Here is a 21,342-nt window from a genome sequence, read left to right on the forward strand (position 1 = left end):
ACAAAAATAAAATAAATTATTACTTTAGTCGCCCAGTAAAAAAAGTTTATGATTACACAAGTTAGAGGAAGATTAGTAGAAAAAAATCCAACAGAAGTTGTTGTAGATTGCAATGGTGTTGGGTATTTGCTTCATATTTCCCTAAATACATTTTCTAGTTTACCTGCAGATGAAAATGTTGTTTTATACACACATTTGTCTATTAGAGAAGATGCACACACACTCTTTGGCTTTATTTCTAAAATGGAAAGAGAAGTTTTTAAGTTACTAATTTCTGTTTCTGGTGTAGGCCCAAGTATTGCAAGAACTATGTGCTCTTCTATGACAGCAGAAGAAATACAGCATGCAATTGCTTCTGAAAATGTAGCATTAATACAATCTGTAAAAGGAATTGGTGCAAAAACAGCACAAAGAGTTATTGTAGATTTAAAGGATAAAATTTTAAAAACCTTTAATATTGATGAAGTTTCTGTCTCTACAAGCAATACCAACAAAGATGAAGCGTTATCTGCTTTAGAGGTTTTAGGTTTTAACAAAAAACAATCAGAAAAAACAATTTCTGTTATTTTAAAAGAACAACCAGAAGCTTCTGTTGAAAATTTAATAAAATTAGCCTTAAAAAATTTATAATAAATTGAATAATTTTTTAAAATATACGTTCTTATTTTTTGCTTTTGCTGTTGTATCAAATACTTCTCTATCAGCACAAACAAAGGACGAAAATGATGCTACATCCGTAAAAAAAGATAGCATCAAATTAAGATACGACTTTAAAAAAACCCAAACAGGTGGTTTGTATTTAGATTATTTAGCAGAAAAAGAAATTATTTATGATAAGGGTTTAGACCAGTATGTTATCATAGAAAAAATTGGTGATTATCAAACAAGAACACCTGTATATCTTTCTCCAAGTGAATATGCTCAATATCGTTTAAAAAGAGATATGAGGCAGTACTTTAAAGACAAAGTAAGTGCAACAAATCCAAAGAAAAAAGGTTCTCAAGAAACTCAAAAAAATCTACTCCCTACCTATTATATAAATTCTAAATTTTTTGAAACTATTTTTGGTGGTAATAGTGTAGAGGTAACAACTACAGGTAGTTTAGGTTTAAAATTAGGAGGAATTTATCAAAATACAGACAATCCACAATTATCAGAACAAAACAGAAGTAGTTTTACTTTTGATTTTGACCAACAAATAAATGCAAGTATACAAGCAAAAGTTGGCGAAAGGCTAAAATTTATTGCAAATTATGATACACAATCTACATTCGACTTTCAGAATGTTGTAAGAATGGAGTTTATTCCTCCATCACTTTCTGATGTTAAATATGGTGAAGATGGCATTATACAGGGTATTGAAGCAGGTAATATTGCCATGCCAATAAAAAACTCATTAATTAATGGTGCACAGAGTTTATTTGGGTTAAAAACCAATTTAAAATTTGGTAATACAAGGGTTACTGCTGTCTTTTCTCAACAAAATTCAGAGAGTACATCAGTAGTTGCAGAAGCAGGAGCTTCTATACAAGAGTTTGAATTGCAAGCTACAGATTATGATAACGATCGACACTTTTTCTTATCACATTATTTTTTAGATAATTATGCAAACTCACTTAAAAATTATCCATTAATTAACAGTCAAGTTAGTATTACAAGAATAGAAGTTTGGGTTACCAATACAAACGCAAGCACAGAAGATTTTAGAAGTATTGTAGCTTTTGCAGATATTGGTGAGTCTGACATAGATGTTTTAGTAGATGATAATAATAGAGTTTTAGATCGTTCTATAGTTCAAGCTGAAGCTTCTGGTGGTAACTTGCCTTTTAATGGTGCAAATAAAATAGGTACAGATGCTTTAGAAAATGAAAACTTAAGAAATATATCTACAGTAGAAACGTATTTAAGAAATGATTTTCAAATGGAACCTGGTACAGATTATTCGATGCTAGAAAACGCCAGAAAATTAGATCAGAATGAGTTTACCTTAAATTCACAATTAGGTTTTATTTCTTTAAACAGAAGATTAAATGATGGTGAGGTTTTAGCAGTTGCTTATGAATATACAATAGCTGGAGGTGTTAATGGAAGTACAAAAACTTCTTTTAAAGTAGGTGAGTTTTCTAATGATGGAATTCAATCTCCACAAAATTTAGCCGTAAAATTATTACGTAGTGAAATTTTACAAACTAGAAAAAAAGAAAATGGCGTTACCATTCAAGAATCTTTTCCTACATGGCGTTTAATGATGAAAAACGTATATGCTTTGGGTGCATATCCTTTAGCAGAAGAAGGTTTCCGTTTCGAAATTCAATATAGAGATGATGAAACTGGTATACCCTCTAACGTTTTACAGAACGCTAAAACTCCAGGAATACCTAATTTACCATTATTACAAGTCTTAAAATTAGATCAATTAGACCAAAGTCAATTTAAAGAACCCGATGGATTTTTTGATTATGTAGAAGGAATTACTGTAAACTCGCAAAACGGATTTATCTTTTTTCCAGAACCAGAACCTTTTGGTAATGATTTAGTGCAAAAAAATACAAATGATGTAGGTTTAGATGAAAATCAAGATGAATTCTTTTTGTTCAAACAATTATATTTAGATACGAAAATCAATATTAAAAACAACTTTCAAAATAAAGACAAATACTTTTTAAAAGGATATTTTAAATCAGAAAATGCTGGTGGAATTCCTATTGGAGCATTTAATGTACCTAGAGGTTCTGTAAATGTAACTGCAGGAGGTAGACAGTTGGTAGAAGGTGTAGATTATGTAGTAGATTATCAGTTAGGACGTGTACAAATTATAGATCCAGGTTTGCAAGCTTCTGGTACACCAATTAATGTTTCTACAGAAAACAACGCTGTATTTAATCAACAAAGAAAAACCTTTATGGGAGTTGATATTCAACATGAATTTTCTGAACAATTTGTTGTTGGTGCAACCGTTTTAAATGTCAATGAAAGACCATTAACACCAAAGGTAAATTTTGGTGCAGACCCTATAAATAATACCATGTTAGGGCTAAATATAGATTATGCTACAGAAGTACCTTATTTTACAAAATTAGCCAATAAACTTCCTTTTGTAGATACTGATGCACCTTCTAACTTATCTATTAGAGCTGACATGGCTTATTTATTGCCAGGAACGCCAAGTGGTATAGATGTTGCAGGTGCAGCCACAAGTTATATAGATGATTTTGAAGCTTCACAAACACCTATTAGCTTATTATCTCCTTTAGATTGGCACGAAGCAAGTACACCAAGATATGAAACAAATGATCGTTTTAATGGAAATAGTAGTGCACTAGCTTACAATTATAAAAGAGGAAAATTAGCTTGGTATAATATAGATCAACTTTTTTATGGTGCTGGTGACACACCAGATAGTGTAGATGCAGATGAACTTTCTAGAGCAGAAACAAGACAAATAGATTTTAGCGAATTGTTTCCTAACGTTCAATTAGATATTATACAACAAACCTTAGTAAGAACCTTAGATTTAGCGTATTTCCCTGCAGAAAGAGGTTCTTATAACTTTAATACGGGAGCTGGAGTTAATGAAGATGGAACTTTTACAAATCCTGAAGAAAATTGGGGTGGAATTATGCGTTCATTAACAACCAATAATTTTGACCAAGCAAACGTGGAGTTCATGCAATTTTGGATCAAGGATCCTTATGAAAACTACTCATTAACAAATGAAGAGGGTTTGCCAGTTGGTATGGATCCTCAAAATCCATCCAACCAAGTTGGAGACTTATACATTAACCTAGGAAATGTTTCTGAAGATATTGTAAAAGACAATCGTAAAATGTATGAAAATGGGTTGCCAGAAAGTGGAGGAGAAATAAATACAGATACAACAATTTGGGGTGCAGTGCCTTCTAACCCTTCTATAATTTATGCTTTTGATGATAGTGATGAATCTAGAGCTAATCAAGATGTTGGTTTAGATGGTTTAAATGACGCTAATGAACGCTTAAAACTTGCTGAAAACTTAGGAATTGATGTACAAAATTTGCCTTCTTATTTAGTTGATGATCCAGCATCAGACAACTTTCAATTTTTTAGAGGAGGTAATTTAGAGCAAATCAATGCATCTATAATTACCAGATATAAAGATTTTAACAATACACAAGGTAATGCTCCAACAATTAATCAATCTCCAGAAACGTTTCCTACTTCTGCAACAGCATACCCAGATGTAGAAGATATTAATAGAGATCAAACCATGAATACTGTAGAAAGTTTTTATGAGTATAAAATTTCTATGAATAAAAATGATTTAGAAGTAGGTAGAAATTTTATTGTTGATAAAAAAACAACGCAACCTCGTTTAGAAAACGGCGATAATACCAAAAGTACAACTTGGTATCAATTTAGAGTACCTATTAGAAGTGGAGTACCTGTAAATGGAATCTCAGATTTTAATAGTATTCGTTTTGTAAGAATGTTTTTAACCAATTTTAAAATGCCAGTTGTAATTCGTTTTGGTGAGTTAGATTTAGTACGTGGAGATTGGAGGCGTTATACAAAAACAATAGATCCAAGTGTAAATCCATCAGAAGATTTAGATGCTAATACAGACTTAAGTAAATTTGAGGTTGGTGTAGTAAGTATAGAGCAAAATAATGGTAGTTACCAAACACCTCCAGGAATAGAAAGAGAACGTTTGCAAGGTACTACTACTGTACAACTACAAAATGAACAATCGGTAACTTTAAAAGTAACAGACTTACCACCAAATAATGCAAGAGCAATTTTTAAAAATATTAGCATCGATTTAAGGCGTTTTAAAAATTTAAAAATGTTTATGCATCTTCAAAAAAATGAAGGTGCTGCTGATATTAATGATAACGATTTTGCAGCAATTATTCGATTAGGTACAGATTTAGATGATAATTATTACCAAATAGAATTGCCTTTAAAGGTATCGCAAAACGGAACTACTGCCCTAGATATTTGGCCAGAAGAAAATAACTTAAACGCATTCTTAGAAACTTTTGGACAAGTAAAACTAGAGAGAGACAGAGCAGGAATTTCCCCTATAGAAGAATATTTATCTACAGAGCAAAATGCATCAATTCCTTATAAAATTTCTGTAAAAGGAAATCCTACTTTGGCAGATTTAAGCACTATTATGTTAGGTTTAAAAAATAATACAACTGCCCCAATTAGTGGAGAAATTTGGTTTAATGAATTACGTTCTGCAGATTTTGATAACGATGGTGGTTGGGCAGCTGTTGTTAATGCAGATGCAAATTTTGCAGATGTTGCTAATGTATCATTAGCAGGTAGCATTTCTACCATTGGTTTTGGTAATGTAGAGGACAGAGTTAACCAACGTAGTTTAGAAGATAGTAAACAGTATGATATTGCTACTTCTATTAATTTAGGAAAAGTGTTGTCACCAAAAGATTGGGGGCTTCAAATACCAATGAGTTATAGTGTTGGAGAGCGTTTTATAGACCCAAAATTTGATCCTCAAACACAAGATGTTAAATTTGCAGAGGCTAAAAGTTTCCATGAAAATAGACCTGCAGGTGAGGAAAGAGACCAAGATTTAGAAAACATCAATAATGCACAAGATTACACCAAAAGAACAAGCATTAGTTTTATCAATGTAAAAAAGAATAGAAACCCTAATTCTACCAAAAAACCGAGATTTTACGATGTAGAAAATTTAGCAGTTTCTTATGCTCATAACAATGAATTTCAGAAAAATTACAATATTCAAAAACAAATTAATGAAAGTGTTAGAGCCTCAGCATCTTATAACTATAAATTTAATTCTAAACCAATAGAACCCTTTAAAAACACTAAAATTTTAAAAAGTAAATACTTAAAATTGATTAAAGATTTTAACTTTAACCCAATTCCTAAAACTTTTGCAGTTAACTCAAGCATCAACAGAAATTACAACGAGCAACAATCTAGAAATTTAATAGCAGGTTTGTCTGAGCAGCCAGAATTAAAACAACGTAGATTTTTATTTGATTGGGATTATACCATTGGTTTTGATCTTACAAAATCATTGCAATTAAACTTTAATGCAACCAATAATTATCTGTATGATACTTTTAACAATGATAATGAAGATTTGCAGGTTTTTGATGATTTCTTTAACACAGGTAGAGCAAATCATTACCATCAAAAGTTAAATGCAACGTATGATTTACCTTTAAATAAAATTCCGTTTTTAAAATTTATAAGAGCAGATTATGGGTATACAGCAGATTTTGATTGGCAAGCAGCACCACAAAATACGGTTACAATAAATGATATTGATGTTCCTTCTGTAGATCTTATTGGTAATGTTATTCAGAATGCAAATACGCATAATTTAAATACTACTTTTAATCTTACTAGTTTATATAAAAGTACCGGTTTTGAAAAATGGGCAAAAACAGAAAGAGTTCCTTTACCTCTAGAAAAAGCTCCAATATTGCCAGATACTTTGGCAAAAAAACCTAAAAAAATAAAACAAAAATACAAAAGGGTTAATTATGCTAAAGATAAAACACCTATTGAAAAAAGAATTTTAAAAGGTATTTATACTCTGGTTACTTCAGCAAAACAAGCTAAAATTAGCTATTCAGAAAATAATGGGCAATTATTACCAGGTTACAATCAAAATATTGGGTTTTTAGGAGGAGCACCTACCTCTTTTGCATTTGGTAGCCAAGTAGATATTAGAAATACAGCTTTAGAAAATGGATGGTTTGTTGGCAGAAATGCAGCAGAAGATTATTATAGTAAAACATACAGTAGAACACATTATAATAAGTTAGATTACACTTTTACCTTAAAACCAATAAAAGATTTAAATATTGATGTTAGAGGAAATAAGATACAAACAAGAGACTTATCTCAACAATTAGATCTTATTAATGGAAGTAATCAATTTGAAGCAACTCCATTCTTTGAATCAGGAAACTTTAGTACTAGTTACTCTATGATTTCTACTGCATTTACAGATGGTGATGCCTTGTTTCAAACAATGAGAGATAACAGAGCCATTATTTCAAATAGATTGGCAAATGAAAGTGGAGCTCCTGCAAGTGGTTATGGAGAAAGTAGCCAGCAAGTTTTATTACCTGCTTTTATGGCTGCTTATTCTGGTAAAGATCCAGAAAAAGTAAATACAAGTTTGTTTAGAGATATTCCTATCCCTAACTGGACTTTACGTTATAACGGATTGATGAAGTTTGATTTTTTTAAGAAAAATTTTAGCAATTTTGTAGTTTCTCATGGGTATAGATCTTCTTACACAGTCTCTAATTTTACAAATAACTTACTATTTAACCCTAATAATGATGCTAATAGTTTAGAACCAAACTTAAATATTGCAGGTAATTACGAACCAGAATTATTAGTTTCTGCTGTTACTTTGGTTGATGAGTTTTCACCATTGATTAAATTAGATATGAAAATGAGAAATTCATTCTCTTTAAGAGGAGAAATTAAGAGTGACAGAACTTTAACAATGAATTTTAATAACAGTACTTTAACAGATATTGTAGGAACAGAATATATATTTGGAATGGGTTATTTAATTAAAGATGTAAAATTTAAAACAAGTTTTACAGGTACCCAACAAACCTTACAAGGTGATGTAAATATAAGAGCAGATGTTTCATTAAGAGATAATTTAACGCAAATTAGATCTGTAGATGAAGATAACAATCAAATTAGTGGTGGTCAAAGATTATTTTCTATTAAATTTACTGCAGATTATAGATTAACACCAAACTTAACAGCGGCGTTTTACTACAATCATCAAACATCAAGATATGCAATATCAACCACTTTCCCTAGACAAGCAATAAATGCAGGGTTTAACATTGTATACAACTTAGGAGGAAATTAAAATAATTTAAAATAAAGGAAATGAATTTACCATCAGACTTAAAATACACCAAAGATCATGAGTGGATTAAAATTGAAGGAAATATTGCTACAGTTGGCATTACAGATTTTGCTCAAGGAGAGTTAGGAGACATCGTTTATGTAGATGTTGACACTTTAGATGATACTGTAGAAGAAGGAGAAATTTTTGGCTCTGTAGAAGCCGTTAAAACAGTTTCAGATTTATTTATGCCATTAACTGGTGAGGTAATTGAATTCAACACTGAGTTAGAAGACGATCCTGAGTTGGTAAACTCAAATCCTTATGATAAAGGATGGATGATTAAAATTGAAATTTCAGACCCATCACAAATAGAAAATTTATTAGATGCTGAAGCGTATAAAGAGCTTATTACTGCATAATTCAGTATTTATAGCAATTATAATAACAATTGCTATTGCCTATTTAAGCTTAATGAAAATGCCAAAAGTAGAAGTACATTTTGGCAATTCTGATAAGTTATATCATATAATTGCTTATTTTTCATTGGCTTTTTTTTGGTTATTTACTTTTTATAAAAAACCATCATTAAAGTATTTTGTAATTATTGCATGTATTATTTATGGCATTATTATTGAATACTTGCAAAGTACAATAACTGTTTATAGAACAGGCGATTTTAGAGACGCCATTGCAAACACAATAGGTATTCTGTTAGGATTGATTGTTTTTACTCAAATTTTAAAAAAAATTAAGGTTAATTCATAGTAAGACTTGCTACTAAACCAATAATTTAATTAAATTAGCGAACTATTAAAAAAACTTTTTAAAATGGAAATAAAGAAAAACCCAAAGTCAAACTTAGAAAATTACAGCAAAATTTTTATGCAAATAGGTTTAGTTTTAGCCCTTTTTATAACTTATGTTTCAATTGAAAAGAAAACTTATGAAAAAGAAATTGCTGCTTTTGCTGATGTAGTTATGAATGCAGTAATGGAAGAAGATATTCCTATTACTCAAAGGGTAGAACCAGTAAAGCCACAAACACCTCCACCTCCAGCTCCTGAAAAGATAGAAATTGTAGAAGATGATAAAGTTGTTGAAGAAACCGTAATAGAATCTACAGAAACAGATGAAACTGAAGCTGTAGTAGTTGATGAAATTGTAGAAATTGCAGAAGTTGAAGAAGTGATTGAAGATGTAAGTTTTATGATTATTGAAGACGTACCTGTATTTCCTGGCTGTAAAGGAAATAAAAAACAACTAAGTGATTGCTTCAACAAAAAAATTCAAAGACATTTTACAAGAAAGTTTGATGCTAATTTACCTAATGAAGTAGGTTTAGATTCAGGTAGAAAAAGAGTATTTATTCAATTTAAAATTGATAAAAGTGGTAATGTTGTAAATATACAAGCAAGAGCTCCACACCCAAAACTTAAAGATGAGGTTATTAAAGTAATGAAACAATTACCAAAAATGAAACCTGGTAAACAAAGAGGTAAGCCAGTTGGTGTAAAATATAGTATTCCTTTTACTTTACAAGTTGAGTAAAATACTAAAAATAATACAATTAAAAACGTTTAGAATTCTATTTCTAAACGTTTTTTTGTTTTAAACATAGTCTTAAAATTATTGATTTTTAGTTCTTAAAAAAAATAACATTCAAATAAATTAATTGTACATGAAAGTTTTAAACATCATCTTAATAGGTTTAGTTGTATTGATTCATATTTATATTGTATATCTAGAAATGTTTATTTGGACATCCAATAAAACAATTAAAGCTTTTGGATTAAAAGACAAACAATTTGCCCTAGAAACTAAAATAATGGCAGCAAACCAAGGCTTGTATAATGGGTTTGTTGCTGCGGGTTTACTATGGTCTTTAATTGCTAGTAAAACAGATGTTGCCTTATTCTTTTTAATTTTTGTTACAATTGCTGGAATTTATGGAGCTTACTCAACAAAACAAATTCGAATACTGTATATTCAATCTGTGCCTGCAATTTTAGGCATTATATCTATACTTTTATAAGTATTTTAAAGATTAAGATATTACTTTTGTATTTCATAATTATAAAAAAACAAATATGGAAGATTTTATTAAAACAATTAAAGATTTTACACTTGAAAACGCACCAAATGTTCTAATAGCATTAGCAATACTAATTATTGGTTTGTTTGCTATTAAAACAATTGTAAAAACATCAAAAAAAGTAATGAATAAAGGTGGCTTAGACATTACTTTGCAAAAATTCTTAGGCAATTTATTAGGTTGGGCATTAAAAATAGTATTATTTATTGTTGTAATTTCTAAGCTAGGTATAGAAACCACCTCTTTTGCAGCAATATTGGCAGCAGCAGGTTTGGCAGTAGGTTTGGCTTTGCAAGGTTCTTTGGCTAATTTTGCTGGTGGAGTATTAATTATGATTTTTAAACCTATTAAAATAGGCGATTTAATTGAAGCTCAAGGTGAATTAGGGGTTGTAAAAGAAATTGAAATTTTTACAACAAAACTAACAGGTTTATCTAACAGAGAAATCATTATACCTAATGGATCTTTATCTAACGGAACTATAATAAACTACACAACAGAAGGTACACGTAGAGTAGATTTAACAATTGGTGTGTCTTATGATGCTGATATCAAAAAAACAAAAGAAGTTTTAATGAACGTTTTAACTTCTCATCCAAAAGTTTTACAAACTCCTGCACCAACAGTAAATGTAGCTGAATTGGCAGATAGCTCTGTAAACTTTGCTGTTAGACCTTGGAGTACTTCAGATGATTATTGGGACGTATATTTTGGGATTACAGAAAATGTTAAAATAGCTTTAGATAAAGCAGGTATTGAAATTCCTTATCCACATTCTGTAGAAATTCATAAAGAAAATTAAACTTTCTTCTTTTCAGGAATGGCAACAAAATCTTTTAAATAAAAAGGTTCAAAATAAGCGACATTTTCAATGTCGTTTTTTTTGTATTTATTAAAAGATAAATTTGCCATTTCTTTAGCTGAAGGGAATTTATCATCCACAAAAACAGCATTTTTATGGGTAATAACTTCTTTACATTTTTGAGCTCCATCGCCTAAAAAATATACAGTTCCTGCTTCTAAATATTCAGCAAAAGAACTTTCATCAATTATCTTTGCTTTTGTTTCTTCTATTTGTTGATGATTCTTATCAAAAACAGCAGCATATACTTCCATTCTTCTGGCATCTAACATTGCTACAATAGTTCCTTTATCAATAGAAATAGATGTTGATAAAGATTTTAAGGTATCAACAGCAATTAAAGGCTTGTTAAAAGCAAAACAAAGCCCTTTTGCAGCAGAAACTCCAATTCTTAGTCCTGTATAAGAACCTGGACCTTTACTTACTGCTACAGCGTCTATTTTATCAGAATTAATGTTTGCAGTTTTTAAAACATCTACTATAAAAGGGTGTAAAACTTCTGCATGAGAATAATTGCCATTATTCAGCTCTTTTAATGCAATAATTTTTCCCTCTTTTGCAATGCTTACAGAACAATTTTTTGTTGCGGTTTCTATGTTTAAGATAAATGCCAATTTGTGTATTTTTCTGCAAAGATAAGGATTCAATAAAAAAAGGCTTCCGCCAAATTTTCTTTTAATGAAAACATTTATTATAAAGTAATAAAAGGCTTAATCTAACACCAAATCGCCAGAATAGAATTGTAGTACTTTGGTTTTAAATACATAATCGTATTTAGAACGTATCATTGCACCTTGTGCACTTATTAAACGAGTTCTTACTAAATCAAAATCAAACAAAGTCATTGTACCATAATTATAACTTTCTTCTGCATTTTTAAATGCTTCTTTTTGTGCTTCTAAAGAAATTTTTGCAGCTTCATAGGTTTTTAAAGCCGTTTTAACATCTAAAAAGGCCTGTTCTATGGTTTGTTTTAAGTTTAATTTTTCATTTTCTAATCGTGTTTCAGAAACTTCTTTGTTAATAAGAGATTGTGCAACTCTATTTTTGGTTTGAAATCTATTAAAAATAGGAATATTTAGTGAGGTACCTGCTCCATAATTAAAACGGTCATTTAATAATTCAAAAAAAGGAATATTTCTTTGACCTTGTCTTAAATTGTTAAATTGGTAAAAAAATGAACTTCCCAAATTTAAAGAATATGAGAGCGTTGGTAAATAAGCCCCTTTTGACAATTTTATATTAAAATCTGCATTCTCAATAGCTAATTTTGCTCTTGCTATTTCTGGCATTGTTTCTAAAGATTTATTGTATACAGAAGAAGACGTTTTGTAGAATAAATTTGCAGATGGTGTGCTCACGTTTATTGGTGCAACATCAAAATTTTCTACATTTTCTTGTAATAATTGTGCTAATGTTAATAGTGCAATATCTAAAGTATTTTCTTGAGTTACTAAAGTTTGTAAATCATTAGCAGCAGTAGATTGAAAATTTAATAGATCTCCTTTGGCAATTACTCCTGCATTAAATCTTGCTTGGGCTGCTTCAATTTGTTTTTTACTAATTTCTGCTTGTACTTTAGCAACCTCTAAATTTTCTTTAGCAAATAATACATTTAAATAGGTATTTACAACTCTTAAAGAAACATCATTTTCTATTTGTTTTAAATCATATAAACTACTTTTTACGCCTAATTGTGCTTGTTTGTAGGTATTTGTGTTTCTAAAACCGTTAAAAATTATACCTCCACTAGACAATCCAAAAGAGGCGTTAAAATTCTTCGTATTTGTTAAAACACCTTGTTCGTTTGGAGATAATCCTTCACTATAACGTCCAGAAGAAGAACCACTAAGGTTTGGCAAAAAATTACCCTTGGCTATATCTACATCTTTTTTAGCAAGTGCTACACTTAGTTTATTTTGCTGAATTGAAATGTTTTTTTCTAAAGCTTGATCCACACATTCTTTAAGCGTCCATTGTTTTTGTGAAAAGCTAGTTATAAAAGAGAACAGTGTTGCAAATAATAGTAGTTTAGTTTTCAAAACGTGTGATTTTTGTTTTATAAATTACAAATTTTAAATAGTAGAAAAAAAATGATAGTTTATATAAGAAAGCTAAAAGTAGTATATGTTATAAGAGCCTCCTCTTATTTAAATGTTAATTTTTGTAATTCTTTTTATATCTGTAGACTGCAAAAAATAAAAGACCAATTAAAAGATAAGGAAAAACCATTAAATAAGTTATACCATTATTAACACCTTCTGCCATAGAAGTATCACCATTTTCTACAACAGCTTTACACATTGCACATTGTGAAAATGAAGCTTTAGACGTTAAAAACATCCATAAAAAGAATACTAAAATGTGTTTTTTAAACATAATAAGGTGCTATCATTAAATAAACCACTACACCTGTAACAGCAACATATAACCATAAAGGAAATGTAATTTTGGCTATTTTTTTATGTTCTGGAAACTTACCCAGTTTAGCTCTCATAAAGGTAATTAAAACAAATGGTATTATTATAATAGATAAAATAATATGCGTTATTAAAATAAAATAATATACATATTTTACAATTCCTTCTCCTCCAAATTTTGTAGAATTAGAAGTCATGTGATATGCAATATACATCAACAAAAAAGCTAAAGAACATCCAATTGCAAAAGTAGTTAATTGCTCATGTAATTTTTTATTGCCTTTTTTTATTGCAACAACTGCTGCAACCAATACAATAGCTGTTAGAGCGTTAATTGAAGCATAAATTGGTGGTAAAAAAGTAAGTGGTTCAACATCAAAACCTAATTTTTTTAAATTAATACCAAACAAGGCTGCAACAGCAATAGGAATTACAATTGATAAAGCGGTAATAATCTTTTTATATTTTTTTTCTAGTGATAAATTAGCCATGCAAATAAAGTTATGATATTAAATTAATCAAATAATAAATACAAATTTAGTCGATAATTTTAAGACTTATTCATTGCTTAACAAAATTTTAATATCTTCTTTTAATTCTTCTATTTGATTTGGAAAAGTTTGCTCTTTTAAAGCTCTGTAATACATAATAGGGTTTCCATATTCATCTTTTCTAGATCTAATATTTCCTTTTTTATCAACCAAAGCAAATAAGCCAGAATGTTCAAAACCTCCATGATCTTCATTTCCTTTCCCTGCAAATAATTTAAAACCTTGGTTAGATAAAGCATACACAATTTCTTCTGATTGCCCAGTTAACAAATGCCAATTAGTACTAGTAATGTTATTTCTAAGAGCATATTCATTTAAAATTTCTGGAGTATCAATTTCTGGAGTAATAGAAATAGATGCAATTCCGAAATTAGAATTCCCCTTAAATTCATTTTGAATACTGACCATTTGTTGATTCATTAATGGGCAAATAGTAGGACAGGTAGAAAAGAAAAATTCAACAACATATACTTTACCATAATAGTCTTTATTGGTAATTATTTTTCCTTTTTGATTCACAAATTCAAAATCTGGTACCTTATTAAACGTATGTAAACTAGATGCTTTTCCAGATTTTTTATCAACTTTATTCAATCGATCACCTTGAACAATATCGTTCTCATTTATTCTTCTATCTATGTTTCTTACTACATAAATTCCGAATAAAAGAATGATAAATGAAATGCCTATATAAGAATGTTTTTTTTTCATAATTATTAAACTCCTACTTCTTTTCTATCTGCTTTGTTTTTGTTTTTCTCTTTAAAAGCTGCATAATATTCATAAAAAAGCACTAATATATCGTCTTTCATAATTTTATTAAGCTCAGAAACAGAATTTAAGTTGTATCCAAGTGTTTCTCTATTTTTCTTATCTAAATCATCTGCACGTGCTCTTAAATTACCGTTTTTATCTACTAGAAAAGTTTTAAAAGTATAAAAGTTAGTCAATTGTTCTTTTGATTTAAAACTAGCGTGTAAATTAGTTATTTGTTCTTCAGAACCTGCAATAAAGTTCCAATTTACCATATTTGTAAATGCACTAATCTGTTTTTTTAAACTAGCTGCTTCTTCCTCTTTTCCTTTCGGATAAATAGCAATTATTTGAAACTTCTTATAATCGATAAATTTCTTATAAATCTTTTCATTTAAATTTAAAAAACCACCTTTGTGAGTATTCATATCATTCCCTAAAAAACACACTACAGAAATATGATCTTTAAATGTTTTTGAAGGATTTATGGTAGAAATGTCGACTACATTTTTTGTTGCCAATGGTAATTTTGTAAAATTATTTTTTCCTGTTGATAAAATTAAAAAACAGATCAAAGGAAAAATAAATAGTAAAAATAATACAACTCTTTTTTTTGTAAGTTTCATCATTTGTATTTTATTGTAGTACATAATTAAATGATAAGCAAAAAAAAAGGTGGTTAAAAAACCACCTTTATCTTTTAATTACCATTTTACAAGTGGCGCTAATGTGCTATGTAAATAACCTCCTTCTATTAAGAGTAAGGTCATTAAATAACAAATTAAAAAAACTGCGGTCCAAACTATTGAACGTCTTAACCATTTTTTTTCTCCTTCTAAATGCATAAATGCCCAAGCAATATAATAGGCTTTTACAAGGGTTAATATAATAAATATCCAGTTTAAAGGACTTGTTCCTAAAAACCTTGTTAGGTGTAAAGCATCTGGTTTTATAATACCTAATATAACCTCAACAGTTGTTAAAAGTGATAAAATCACTAAAACTATCCAAATTCTTTTTGTGTTTGATTCGTGTGCGTGTGCCATTTTAATCTTATTTTAAATTCCTGCTTTTTGCAGGAAAGACCATTTTATTTCAAACCTCAACTAATTATTTAGAGGTAATTATTTTTAATTATACTAAGTAGAAGAATGTAAATACAAATACCCAAACTAAATCTACAAAGTGCCAGTATAAACCAACTTTTTCTACCATTTCATAATGACCTCTTCTTTCATACGTACCAAGAATTACATTAAAGAAAATAATGATGTTTATTATAATACCAGAAAATACGTGAAAACCGTGGAAACCTGTAATAAAGAAAAAGAAATCACCAAAAATGGTATTACCATATTCATTTACTTTTAGATTTGCCCCTTCTACAACTAATTTTGTTTTGGCTAATTGTGCCATTCCTTTTTCTCTAGAAAGAATTATTTTTTGCTTAGTTGTAGGATCTATTCTTTCTGAACGTATTTGAACATTTGAATTCGCTTTGTAAGCGTTTTGAACTTGAGCAACAGAGTAGGTTGCAATGGTTTCTTCTGCTTCAAACCATAATCCGTTTTTTCTAGTATGTTGCACTCTACCATCTGTTCTTTCATCAACAATAAAATCTGATAATGCAATTTGTTCAAAAACTACTTCTCCTTTATCGTTAAGCACTTTATTTCCTTCTTCATCTAACTTAGGTTCAGCAAATTGTAAAATTTTTCCATCAGTAGTTTTAACAGCTCCATAAGAACCATTGATAAAGTTTTTCCATTCCCAAGCTTGAGAACCAACAAATATGATTCCGAAAATAATAGTAGCAAACATGTACCAAGCTACCTTTTTTTGTTTCATTTGATGCCCTGCATCAACAGCAAGTACCATTGTTACAGAAGATACAATTAATATAAATGTCATTAAAGCTACATAATACATTGGTGCATGTACACCATGTAAACCAGGAAAGTGGGTAAACACCTCATCTGCAATTGGCCAAGAATCTATAAATTTAAAACGTGTTAAACCATAAGCTGCTAAAAAGCCTGTAAAGGTTAAAGCATCAGAGAGGATAAAAAACCACATCATCATTTTACCATAACTTGCTCCAAGTGGTTTTACAGCACCACCATTCCAAGTTTTCTCTCTGTTAGAAGGTATAGCAATATTTGCTTCCATATTGTATTTTCTGTTAATTTGTTCTTAATTAGTTTTGCAAAAATAACTATTTTTCATCACCTAATAAAATAGAAAAAGAAAAATAGATAAATCCACAGTATATCTACAAAATGCCAAAAGATTGCACCAAGTTCAAACCCAAGCATATTGTCTGATTTGTATTTGTATTTAAAATGATTATAAATAACAACTAAAAGCACTATAAGACCTGCTAACAGGTGCAAAACGTGCATAAAAGTGATTCCTATAATAAAAGATGTAGATACTGTACTTTCTGGGCCTGTAAAAAATAGTCCAACACTTTTTAGTTGATTAAAGCCAACGTATTGCTGATAAACAAAACCTACTCCTAGTAAAAAAGTAATCACTAAAAATATAAAAGAGAGCTGTATTTTATCATTTTTTAAAAATCTTTGAGATAAGAAAAGCGTGATGCTACTTGCAACAATAAAAAAAGTGCTAACGTAAAATGCCATTGGCAAATCAAAAGACACCCAATCGTCTCTTTCCATGCTTATAACATAGGCACTTGTTAAACCTGCAAAAAACATTACCATACTAATCATAGAAATCCATAACATTGGTTTTCCAGATTTTTTCTTCCCTATTTTTAATTCTGCTTCTACTAATTCTGCTTGTGTCATCTTTAAATTTGCTTTTAGCTGTTTATATTTAGCTATTTGCTACTCTTTCTTTTTTGTTTTTAAACCACTGAATAATTAGTGTAAAAACTTATCTACTACATATATTATTGGCACTAAAGTGATAAATAAAATACTTGACAACATTAATTTTCTAGCATCTGTATTTTCTTCACTTTTATGTAATTTAATTCCAAAATACAACATATATATCCCTAATAAAGCCACAATTACAGCAGTTATTGGATGTATATAAAATGCACCAGATACTTTTAAAACAGGTGCAATAGATACTAAAATCATTATGATGGTATAAAAAATAATTTGTTTTACTGCCCCTTTGTCTTTTGTATTCATTGGTAACATATTAAAACCTACTTTTTTATACTCTTCATCTTGTAACCAACCAATTGCCCAAAAGTGAGGGAATTGCCAAAAAAACTGAATCATAAATAAAAAACCTGCTTCGATACCAAATTGATTGGTTGCTGCAACCCAACCCAACATAAAAGGAATTGCACCAGGAATTGCACCTACAAAAACGGCTAAAGGAGTAACTGGTTTTAATGGTGTGTAAACACTAGTATATAGAAAAATAGAAATTGCGCCAAACAAAGCTGTTTTTGGGTTAATGCTATATAAAATAGCAAGCCCTAAAACTGTAAATAAAATAGCTATAAAAAGAGCTGTATTTACAGACATTCTCCCTGTTGGCAAAGGTCTGTTTTGAGTACGTTTCATTATAGCATCTGTATCTTTTTCTATAATTTGATTATAGGCATTAGAGGCACCAACCATAAAAAAACCTCCAATTCCTAACAAAACCAAGGTAAAATAGTTTACAGTGTCTACAGCCAATAAGTAACCAGTAACAGAAGTAAATACCACACTTAAAGACAAACCAACTTTTGTAAGTTGTTTAAAGTCTGTAAACATAGTTTTCATAGATGTTGCTTTCTCTGTAGTTAATGTTGCTGCCATTGTAAAAAATAATATGCAAAGATATTTGATAATTATGACTTTACCATATTTTTTAGATGGCTTTTGTAGTAAAATAAAAAAACCCACTCAATAAATTGAGTGGGAAAATTGCTATGAAAAAGAAAAAGTGTGACTGGTAAACCAAATCACACTTCAAATGTATAAAGAATATTTATAATATCTCTTAAAAAAGTATTAAAATTTAAAAATCAAAATACCAATTAAACAAATCTGCTCTTATACCTACTGAAAACCAGGTGTTTGTGCCTGAAGGATTATTTGTTAAATTTGTCTCAGATGAAAAGTCTCTGAGTGATAAACTAGCAAATAAGTTTGTATTGGTAGATGGGTTAACCAAATAATTGGCTTGTACATTAGCAATAAAAACATTTGCTGTATTTCCTTGACCCAACTCAATACCTGTATCACTTAGGCGATTATCGTAAGATTGATAAATATCACCACCATAACTTACTACTTGATCATTAAAATCAAAACCTTTTTTACCCATTACTACTTTAGCACTTCCGCTCCATCTGTCTTTTTTATATCTAACAACTGCAATTGCTTCCCAGAAGTTAGCTCCCCATAAATGTGCAAGAGGCTGACTGTAATTACCATAATTTAAAATAGGCGATTTATGTGCAAATGTATAAGGACGAGCTCTATTGTATTCTAATTGTAAAAATAAATCCTTTACATTAAAGGCATCAAAATATTTTGTACCTAATTGATAGGCAAATTTGTGTTTCCAATCTGTCATATCACTAAAATTATTAACAGAAAATTCATCTATTACTAATTGAGAGTATAAAGAAATGTTGTTTGTTAATTTATATTTACCTGTTAAACCTATAATTGCATTTCCTGCGTCTTCTCCTCTACTAAACTCTAAATATCTATAAAATAAAACAGGATTTAAAAAACCTGCATCAATACCATTTTCTCCAGCAGAAACTGCAGTTTCAAAAAGACCTAAATTTAGTTTGTCTGTTACATTAATACTTAAATAATGAGCAGCTATATATTTTCTTGCATGTTCATTTGGGTCTGATGCAGAGGATATAGAAGGTTCTGTATTCCACATCCAAATATTAGTGTATTGAAATTTCCATAAATCTACCTTCATTTTTAAATAGGTAGTTGGTGATGAAACATCAGACAAAATAAAAGATCTATATCCATCTCCAATAAAGTTTTTTCCGTTTCCAAATTGAAATTGCATATACTTGTTTGGGGTATATCCTAAATAAGCTTCAGCAACAGGGTAATCATGACCATCTGTTTTAAATCCTTTTGTTTTTCCTCTTCCAGGAACTAATCCTTCAGAATTTTTAGGTTTAAAGTTTGCTGCAGGATTGGTAATGTAATTATTTACATATTCTGCAAACCTACCTTGACTTTCATAGTAGGTAGTAGAAAACGAAAAATTACCTCCAATTTCTCCATTCACATTTATAATTCTAGAATTATTATATGTATAAGGTATATCAGAATTATCTTTTCCTAATTGAACATCAAACAAAACATCTACTGTAAACCAATAATCTTCTTTTTTTACTTCTAATAAATGTTCATTCCAAACTTTTTTGCCTAACCATGTATTTTTATTCGGCTTTAAAAGCTTATTTTTTTCTTCTGTTAAATTATAATGTTCATTAATAGCATTGTAAGTATAAGGTTTAGAAGCTGTATGTGTTCCTTTTGCTTTGTGCAAAGCAAATTCATAATCTACATAATTTCTATGCACAAAAGGAATATTTAATTGACTAGTATGTTCTGAAAAAGTAGCCTCTGCTATTTTATTTTTTTCTACTACTTCTATTAAACTTTCTGTTTTTACTTTTTTTACAGGTTTTTTTGCTTCTTCTTTTACAATATCATTTGCAAGTTCTTCTTTTGTAATTGGAAATGAAATAGGCAGTTCAAACTTCATTTCTATTGGATGATTATTGTACCAACCAGGTGTAATTTTAGGCAATTTAGTAAACGCTCTTTTTACTTCTTCTTTTACTTGCTCAAAAGCAGTATCTACATATATTAACCTAAATTCTCCTTCTTTAGTAACTACAAAAACAGTATTTGCTGTTCCTTTAAAGTTTTCACTTTCTACAATTGTAGGAGTTTTAAATTCATCAAAAAAAAGTTTTTTTGATGTTTTATAAAAACAGTCTTTTTCAGAGGCAGAATCTGCTTCTTTACAATTATCGAAAACTGGGTATTTTTCTATTTGTGCAAAAAATATTGAAGGAAATAATAAAACTAGAAATAAGTGTTTTTTAATCATGTTATAATTTTATAACGCTGTTATTTTTTAATTGATATTTTTGATGACTCTCTTTGCAAGTTGCAATTCCGTTTTCGTTAAAGGCTAATCGATGACCAAATTCACCTACCCAACCAATTTGTTTAGATGGATTACCAACAACCAATGCATAAGGTAAAACCTCTTTAGTAACTACAGCTCCTGCACCAATAAACGCAAATTCGCCAATAGTATTGCCACAAACAATAGTTGCATTGGCTCCAATACTTGCTCCTTTTTTTACCAATGTTTTTTGATATTCATTTTTTCTTTTAATAGCACTTCTTGGGTTTATAACGTTTGTAAAAACCATAGAAGGACCTAAAAAAACATCATCTTCACAAATTACACCTGTATAAATAGAAACGTTGTTTTGTACTTTTACATTTTTGCCTAAAATTACTTGGGAAGAAACTACCACATTCTGACCAATATTACACTGCTCCCCAATAACACAATTAGACATAATATGACTAAAATGCCAAATTTTAGTATCTTTTCCAATACTGCAATTGTTGTCGATTACAGCAGTTTCATGTGCAAAAAAATCTTTCAAAATTAGGTTTATGAATTTGAGTTACATTAATACCGTCTATGCAAAACTACAATTATTTCTTTGTTAATGCAGTAAGTTCAATTATGCAGTTATAAACATATTATCAATTCAAAAAAAAGTTTATCTTTTATTTAAACGATAAAAA

19 protein-coding genes are annotated in these 21,342 nt (G+C 29.5%); 7 read left to right on the forward strand and 12 right to left on the reverse strand.

Annotated features, from left to right (window positions below; all coding sequences use genetic code 11):
* The first annotated feature begins 48 nt into the window (after window positions 1-48).
* The 7 genes from ruvA (at window position 49) to Q0731_RS02475 (ending at window position 10,761) form a co-directional block, all read left to right on the forward strand.
* The gene (ruvA, locus tag Q0731_RS02445) at window positions 49-630 is read left to right on the forward strand and encodes a Holliday junction branch migration protein RuvA (protein ID WP_299059338.1); all 582 of its coding nucleotides are present in this window, start codon (window positions 49-51) and stop codon (window positions 628-630) included.
* Window positions 631-634: 4 nt separating this feature from the next.
* On the forward strand, window positions 635-7,885 hold the full coding sequence (sprA, locus tag Q0731_RS02450; RefSeq protein WP_299059341.1) for a cell surface protein SprA: 7,251 nt from the start codon (window positions 635-637) through the stop codon (window positions 7,883-7,885).
* A 20-nt stretch (window positions 7,886-7,905) separates the two neighbouring features.
* Window positions 7,906-8,286 carry a glycine cleavage system protein GcvH gene (gene gcvH, locus Q0731_RS02455; protein WP_299059344.1) on the forward strand — a complete coding sequence of 127 codons (381 nt, stop codon included), beginning with the start codon at window positions 7,906-7,908 and terminating at the stop codon, window positions 8,284-8,286.
* A 58-nt stretch (window positions 8,287-8,344) separates the two neighbouring features.
* The gene (locus tag Q0731_RS02460) at window positions 8,345-8,632 is read left to right on the forward strand and encodes a VanZ family protein (protein WP_299059347.1); all 288 of its coding nucleotides are present in this window, start codon (window positions 8,345-8,347) and stop codon (window positions 8,630-8,632) included.
* Between the two features lie 63 nt (window positions 8,633-8,695).
* Window positions 8,696-9,415, forward strand: coding sequence for an energy transducer TonB (locus Q0731_RS02465; RefSeq protein ID WP_299059349.1), 720 nt, complete (start codon window positions 8,696-8,698; stop codon window positions 9,413-9,415).
* Window positions 9,416-9,545: 130 nt separating this feature from the next.
* On the forward strand, window positions 9,546-9,899 hold the full coding sequence (locus Q0731_RS02470) for a DUF1304 domain-containing protein (protein WP_299059352.1): 354 nt from the start codon (window positions 9,546-9,548) through the stop codon (window positions 9,897-9,899).
* Between the two features lie 55 nt (window positions 9,900-9,954).
* Window positions 9,955-10,761 carry a mechanosensitive ion channel domain-containing protein gene (locus Q0731_RS02475; RefSeq protein ID WP_299059355.1) on the forward strand — a complete coding sequence of 269 codons (807 nt, stop codon included), beginning with the start codon at window positions 9,955-9,957 and terminating at the stop codon, window positions 10,759-10,761.
* On the opposite strand, the gene tsaB is transcribed toward Q0731_RS02475, so the two are convergent.
* The 12 genes from tsaB to Q0731_RS02535 all read right to left on the reverse strand — a co-directional run bounded on the left by tsaB (window position 10,758) and on the right by Q0731_RS02535 (window position 21,197).
* Complete coding sequence (gene tsaB, locus Q0731_RS02480) at window positions 10,758-11,435, reverse strand: tRNA (adenosine(37)-N6)-threonylcarbamoyltransferase complex dimerization subunit type 1 TsaB (RefSeq protein ID WP_299059358.1); 678 nt, start codon at window positions 11,433-11,435, stop codon at window positions 10,758-10,760. The two genes, Q0731_RS02475 and tsaB, sit on opposite strands and share 4 nt — an antisense overlap.
* 96 nt (window positions 11,436-11,531) lie before the next feature.
* On the reverse strand, window positions 11,532-12,863 hold the full coding sequence (locus Q0731_RS02485; protein WP_299059360.1) for a TolC family protein: 1,332 nt from the start codon (window positions 12,861-12,863) through the stop codon (window positions 11,532-11,534).
* Between the two features lie 115 nt (window positions 12,864-12,978).
* A complete protein-coding gene (locus Q0731_RS02490; RefSeq protein ID WP_299059363.1) occupies window positions 12,979-13,200 on the reverse strand; it encodes a hypothetical protein in 222 nt (73 codons plus the stop codon).
* Complete coding sequence (locus Q0731_RS02495) at window positions 13,193-13,732, reverse strand: DUF420 domain-containing protein (protein ID WP_299059367.1); 540 nt, start codon at window positions 13,730-13,732, stop codon at window positions 13,193-13,195. Before Q0731_RS02495 ends, Q0731_RS02490 begins: the two co-directional genes overlap by 8 nt.
* Before the next feature lie 66 nt (window positions 13,733-13,798).
* The gene (locus Q0731_RS02500; RefSeq protein WP_299059371.1) at window positions 13,799-14,503 is read right to left on the reverse strand and encodes an SCO family protein; all 705 of its coding nucleotides are present in this window, start codon (window positions 14,501-14,503) and stop codon (window positions 13,799-13,801) included.
* 5 nt (window positions 14,504-14,508) lie between these two features.
* On the reverse strand, window positions 14,509-15,174 hold the full coding sequence (locus tag Q0731_RS02505; RefSeq protein ID WP_299059374.1) for a hypothetical protein: 666 nt from the start codon (window positions 15,172-15,174) through the stop codon (window positions 14,509-14,511).
* A 75-nt stretch (window positions 15,175-15,249) separates the two neighbouring features.
* On the reverse strand, window positions 15,250-15,591 hold the full coding sequence (locus Q0731_RS02510) for a cytochrome C oxidase subunit IV family protein (RefSeq protein ID WP_299059376.1): 342 nt from the start codon (window positions 15,589-15,591) through the stop codon (window positions 15,250-15,252).
* Window positions 15,592-15,679: 88 nt separating this feature from the next.
* Window positions 15,680-16,714, reverse strand: a complete 1,035-nt coding sequence (locus Q0731_RS02515; RefSeq protein ID WP_299059378.1) for a cytochrome c oxidase subunit 3 — start codon at window positions 16,712-16,714, stop codon at window positions 15,680-15,682.
* 56 nt (window positions 16,715-16,770) lie between these two features.
* Complete coding sequence (locus tag Q0731_RS02520; protein WP_299059380.1) at window positions 16,771-17,358, reverse strand: cytochrome c oxidase subunit 3; 588 nt, start codon at window positions 17,356-17,358, stop codon at window positions 16,771-16,773.
* A 75-nt stretch (window positions 17,359-17,433) separates the two neighbouring features.
* Complete coding sequence (gene cyoE, locus Q0731_RS02525; RefSeq protein WP_299059382.1) at window positions 17,434-18,336, reverse strand: heme o synthase; 903 nt, start codon at window positions 18,334-18,336, stop codon at window positions 17,434-17,436.
* A 202-nt stretch (window positions 18,337-18,538) separates the two neighbouring features.
* Window positions 18,539-20,623 (reverse strand): gliding motility protein RemB, encoded by a 2,085-nt coding sequence (locus Q0731_RS02530; protein ID WP_299059385.1) that lies wholly within the window; start codon window positions 20,621-20,623, stop codon window positions 18,539-18,541.
* Between the two features lies 1 nt (window position 20,624).
* Complete coding sequence (locus Q0731_RS02535) at window positions 20,625-21,197, reverse strand: acyltransferase (protein ID WP_299059387.1); 573 nt, start codon at window positions 21,195-21,197, stop codon at window positions 20,625-20,627.
* Window positions 21,198-21,342: the final 145 nt, after the last annotated feature.

Source organism: uncultured Polaribacter sp., from assembly GCF_947497695.1.
Lineage (GTDB): Bacteria > Bacteroidota > Bacteroidia > Flavobacteriales > Flavobacteriaceae > Polaribacter.

Excerpts from the sequence above, each read along its gene's own strand:
- ruvA (WP_299059338.1), top strand. The coding sequence starts at position 49 with ATGATTACACAAGTTAGAGGAAGATTAGTAGAAAAAAATCCAACAGAA.
- gcvH (WP_299059344.1), top strand. The coding sequence starts at position 7,906 with ATGAATTTACCATCAGACTTAAAATACACCAAAGATCATGAGTGGATT.
- Q0731_RS02460 (WP_299059347.1), top strand. The coding sequence starts at position 8,345 with ATGCCAAAAGTAGAAGTACATTTTGGCAATTCTGATAAGTTATATCAT.
- Q0731_RS02465 (WP_299059349.1), top strand. The coding sequence starts at position 8,696 with ATGGAAATAAAGAAAAACCCAAAGTCAAACTTAGAAAATTACAGCAAA.
- Q0731_RS02470 (WP_299059352.1), top strand. The coding sequence starts at position 9,546 with ATGAAAGTTTTAAACATCATCTTAATAGGTTTAGTTGTATTGATTCAT.
- Q0731_RS02475 (WP_299059355.1), top strand. The coding sequence starts at position 9,955 with ATGGAAGATTTTATTAAAACAATTAAAGATTTTACACTTGAAAACGCA.
- Q0731_RS02490 (WP_299059363.1), bottom strand. The coding sequence starts at position 13,200 with ATGTTTAAAAAACACATTTTAGTATTCTTTTTATGGATGTTTTTAACG.
- Q0731_RS02495 (WP_299059367.1), bottom strand. The coding sequence starts at position 13,732 with ATGGCTAATTTATCACTAGAAAAAAAATATAAAAAGATTATTACCGCT.
- Q0731_RS02500 (WP_299059371.1), bottom strand. The coding sequence starts at position 14,503 with ATGAAAAAAAAACATTCTTATATAGGCATTTCATTTATCATTCTTTTA.
- Q0731_RS02505 (WP_299059374.1), bottom strand. The coding sequence starts at position 15,174 with ATGATGAAACTTACAAAAAAAAGAGTTGTATTATTTTTACTATTTATT.
- Q0731_RS02510 (WP_299059376.1), bottom strand. The coding sequence starts at position 15,591 with ATGGCACACGCACACGAATCAAACACAAAAAGAATTTGGATAGTTTTA.
- Q0731_RS02515 (WP_299059378.1), bottom strand. The coding sequence starts at position 16,714 with ATGGAAGCAAATATTGCTATACCTTCTAACAGAGAGAAAACTTGGAAT.
- Q0731_RS02520 (WP_299059380.1), bottom strand. The coding sequence starts at position 17,358 with ATGACACAAGCAGAATTAGTAGAAGCAGAATTAAAAATAGGGAAGAAA.
- cyoE (WP_299059382.1), bottom strand. The coding sequence starts at position 18,336 with ATGGCAGCAACATTAACTACAGAGAAAGCAACATCTATGAAAACTATG.
- Q0731_RS02530 (WP_299059385.1), bottom strand. The coding sequence starts at position 20,623 with ATGATTAAAAAACACTTATTTCTAGTTTTATTATTTCCTTCAATATTT.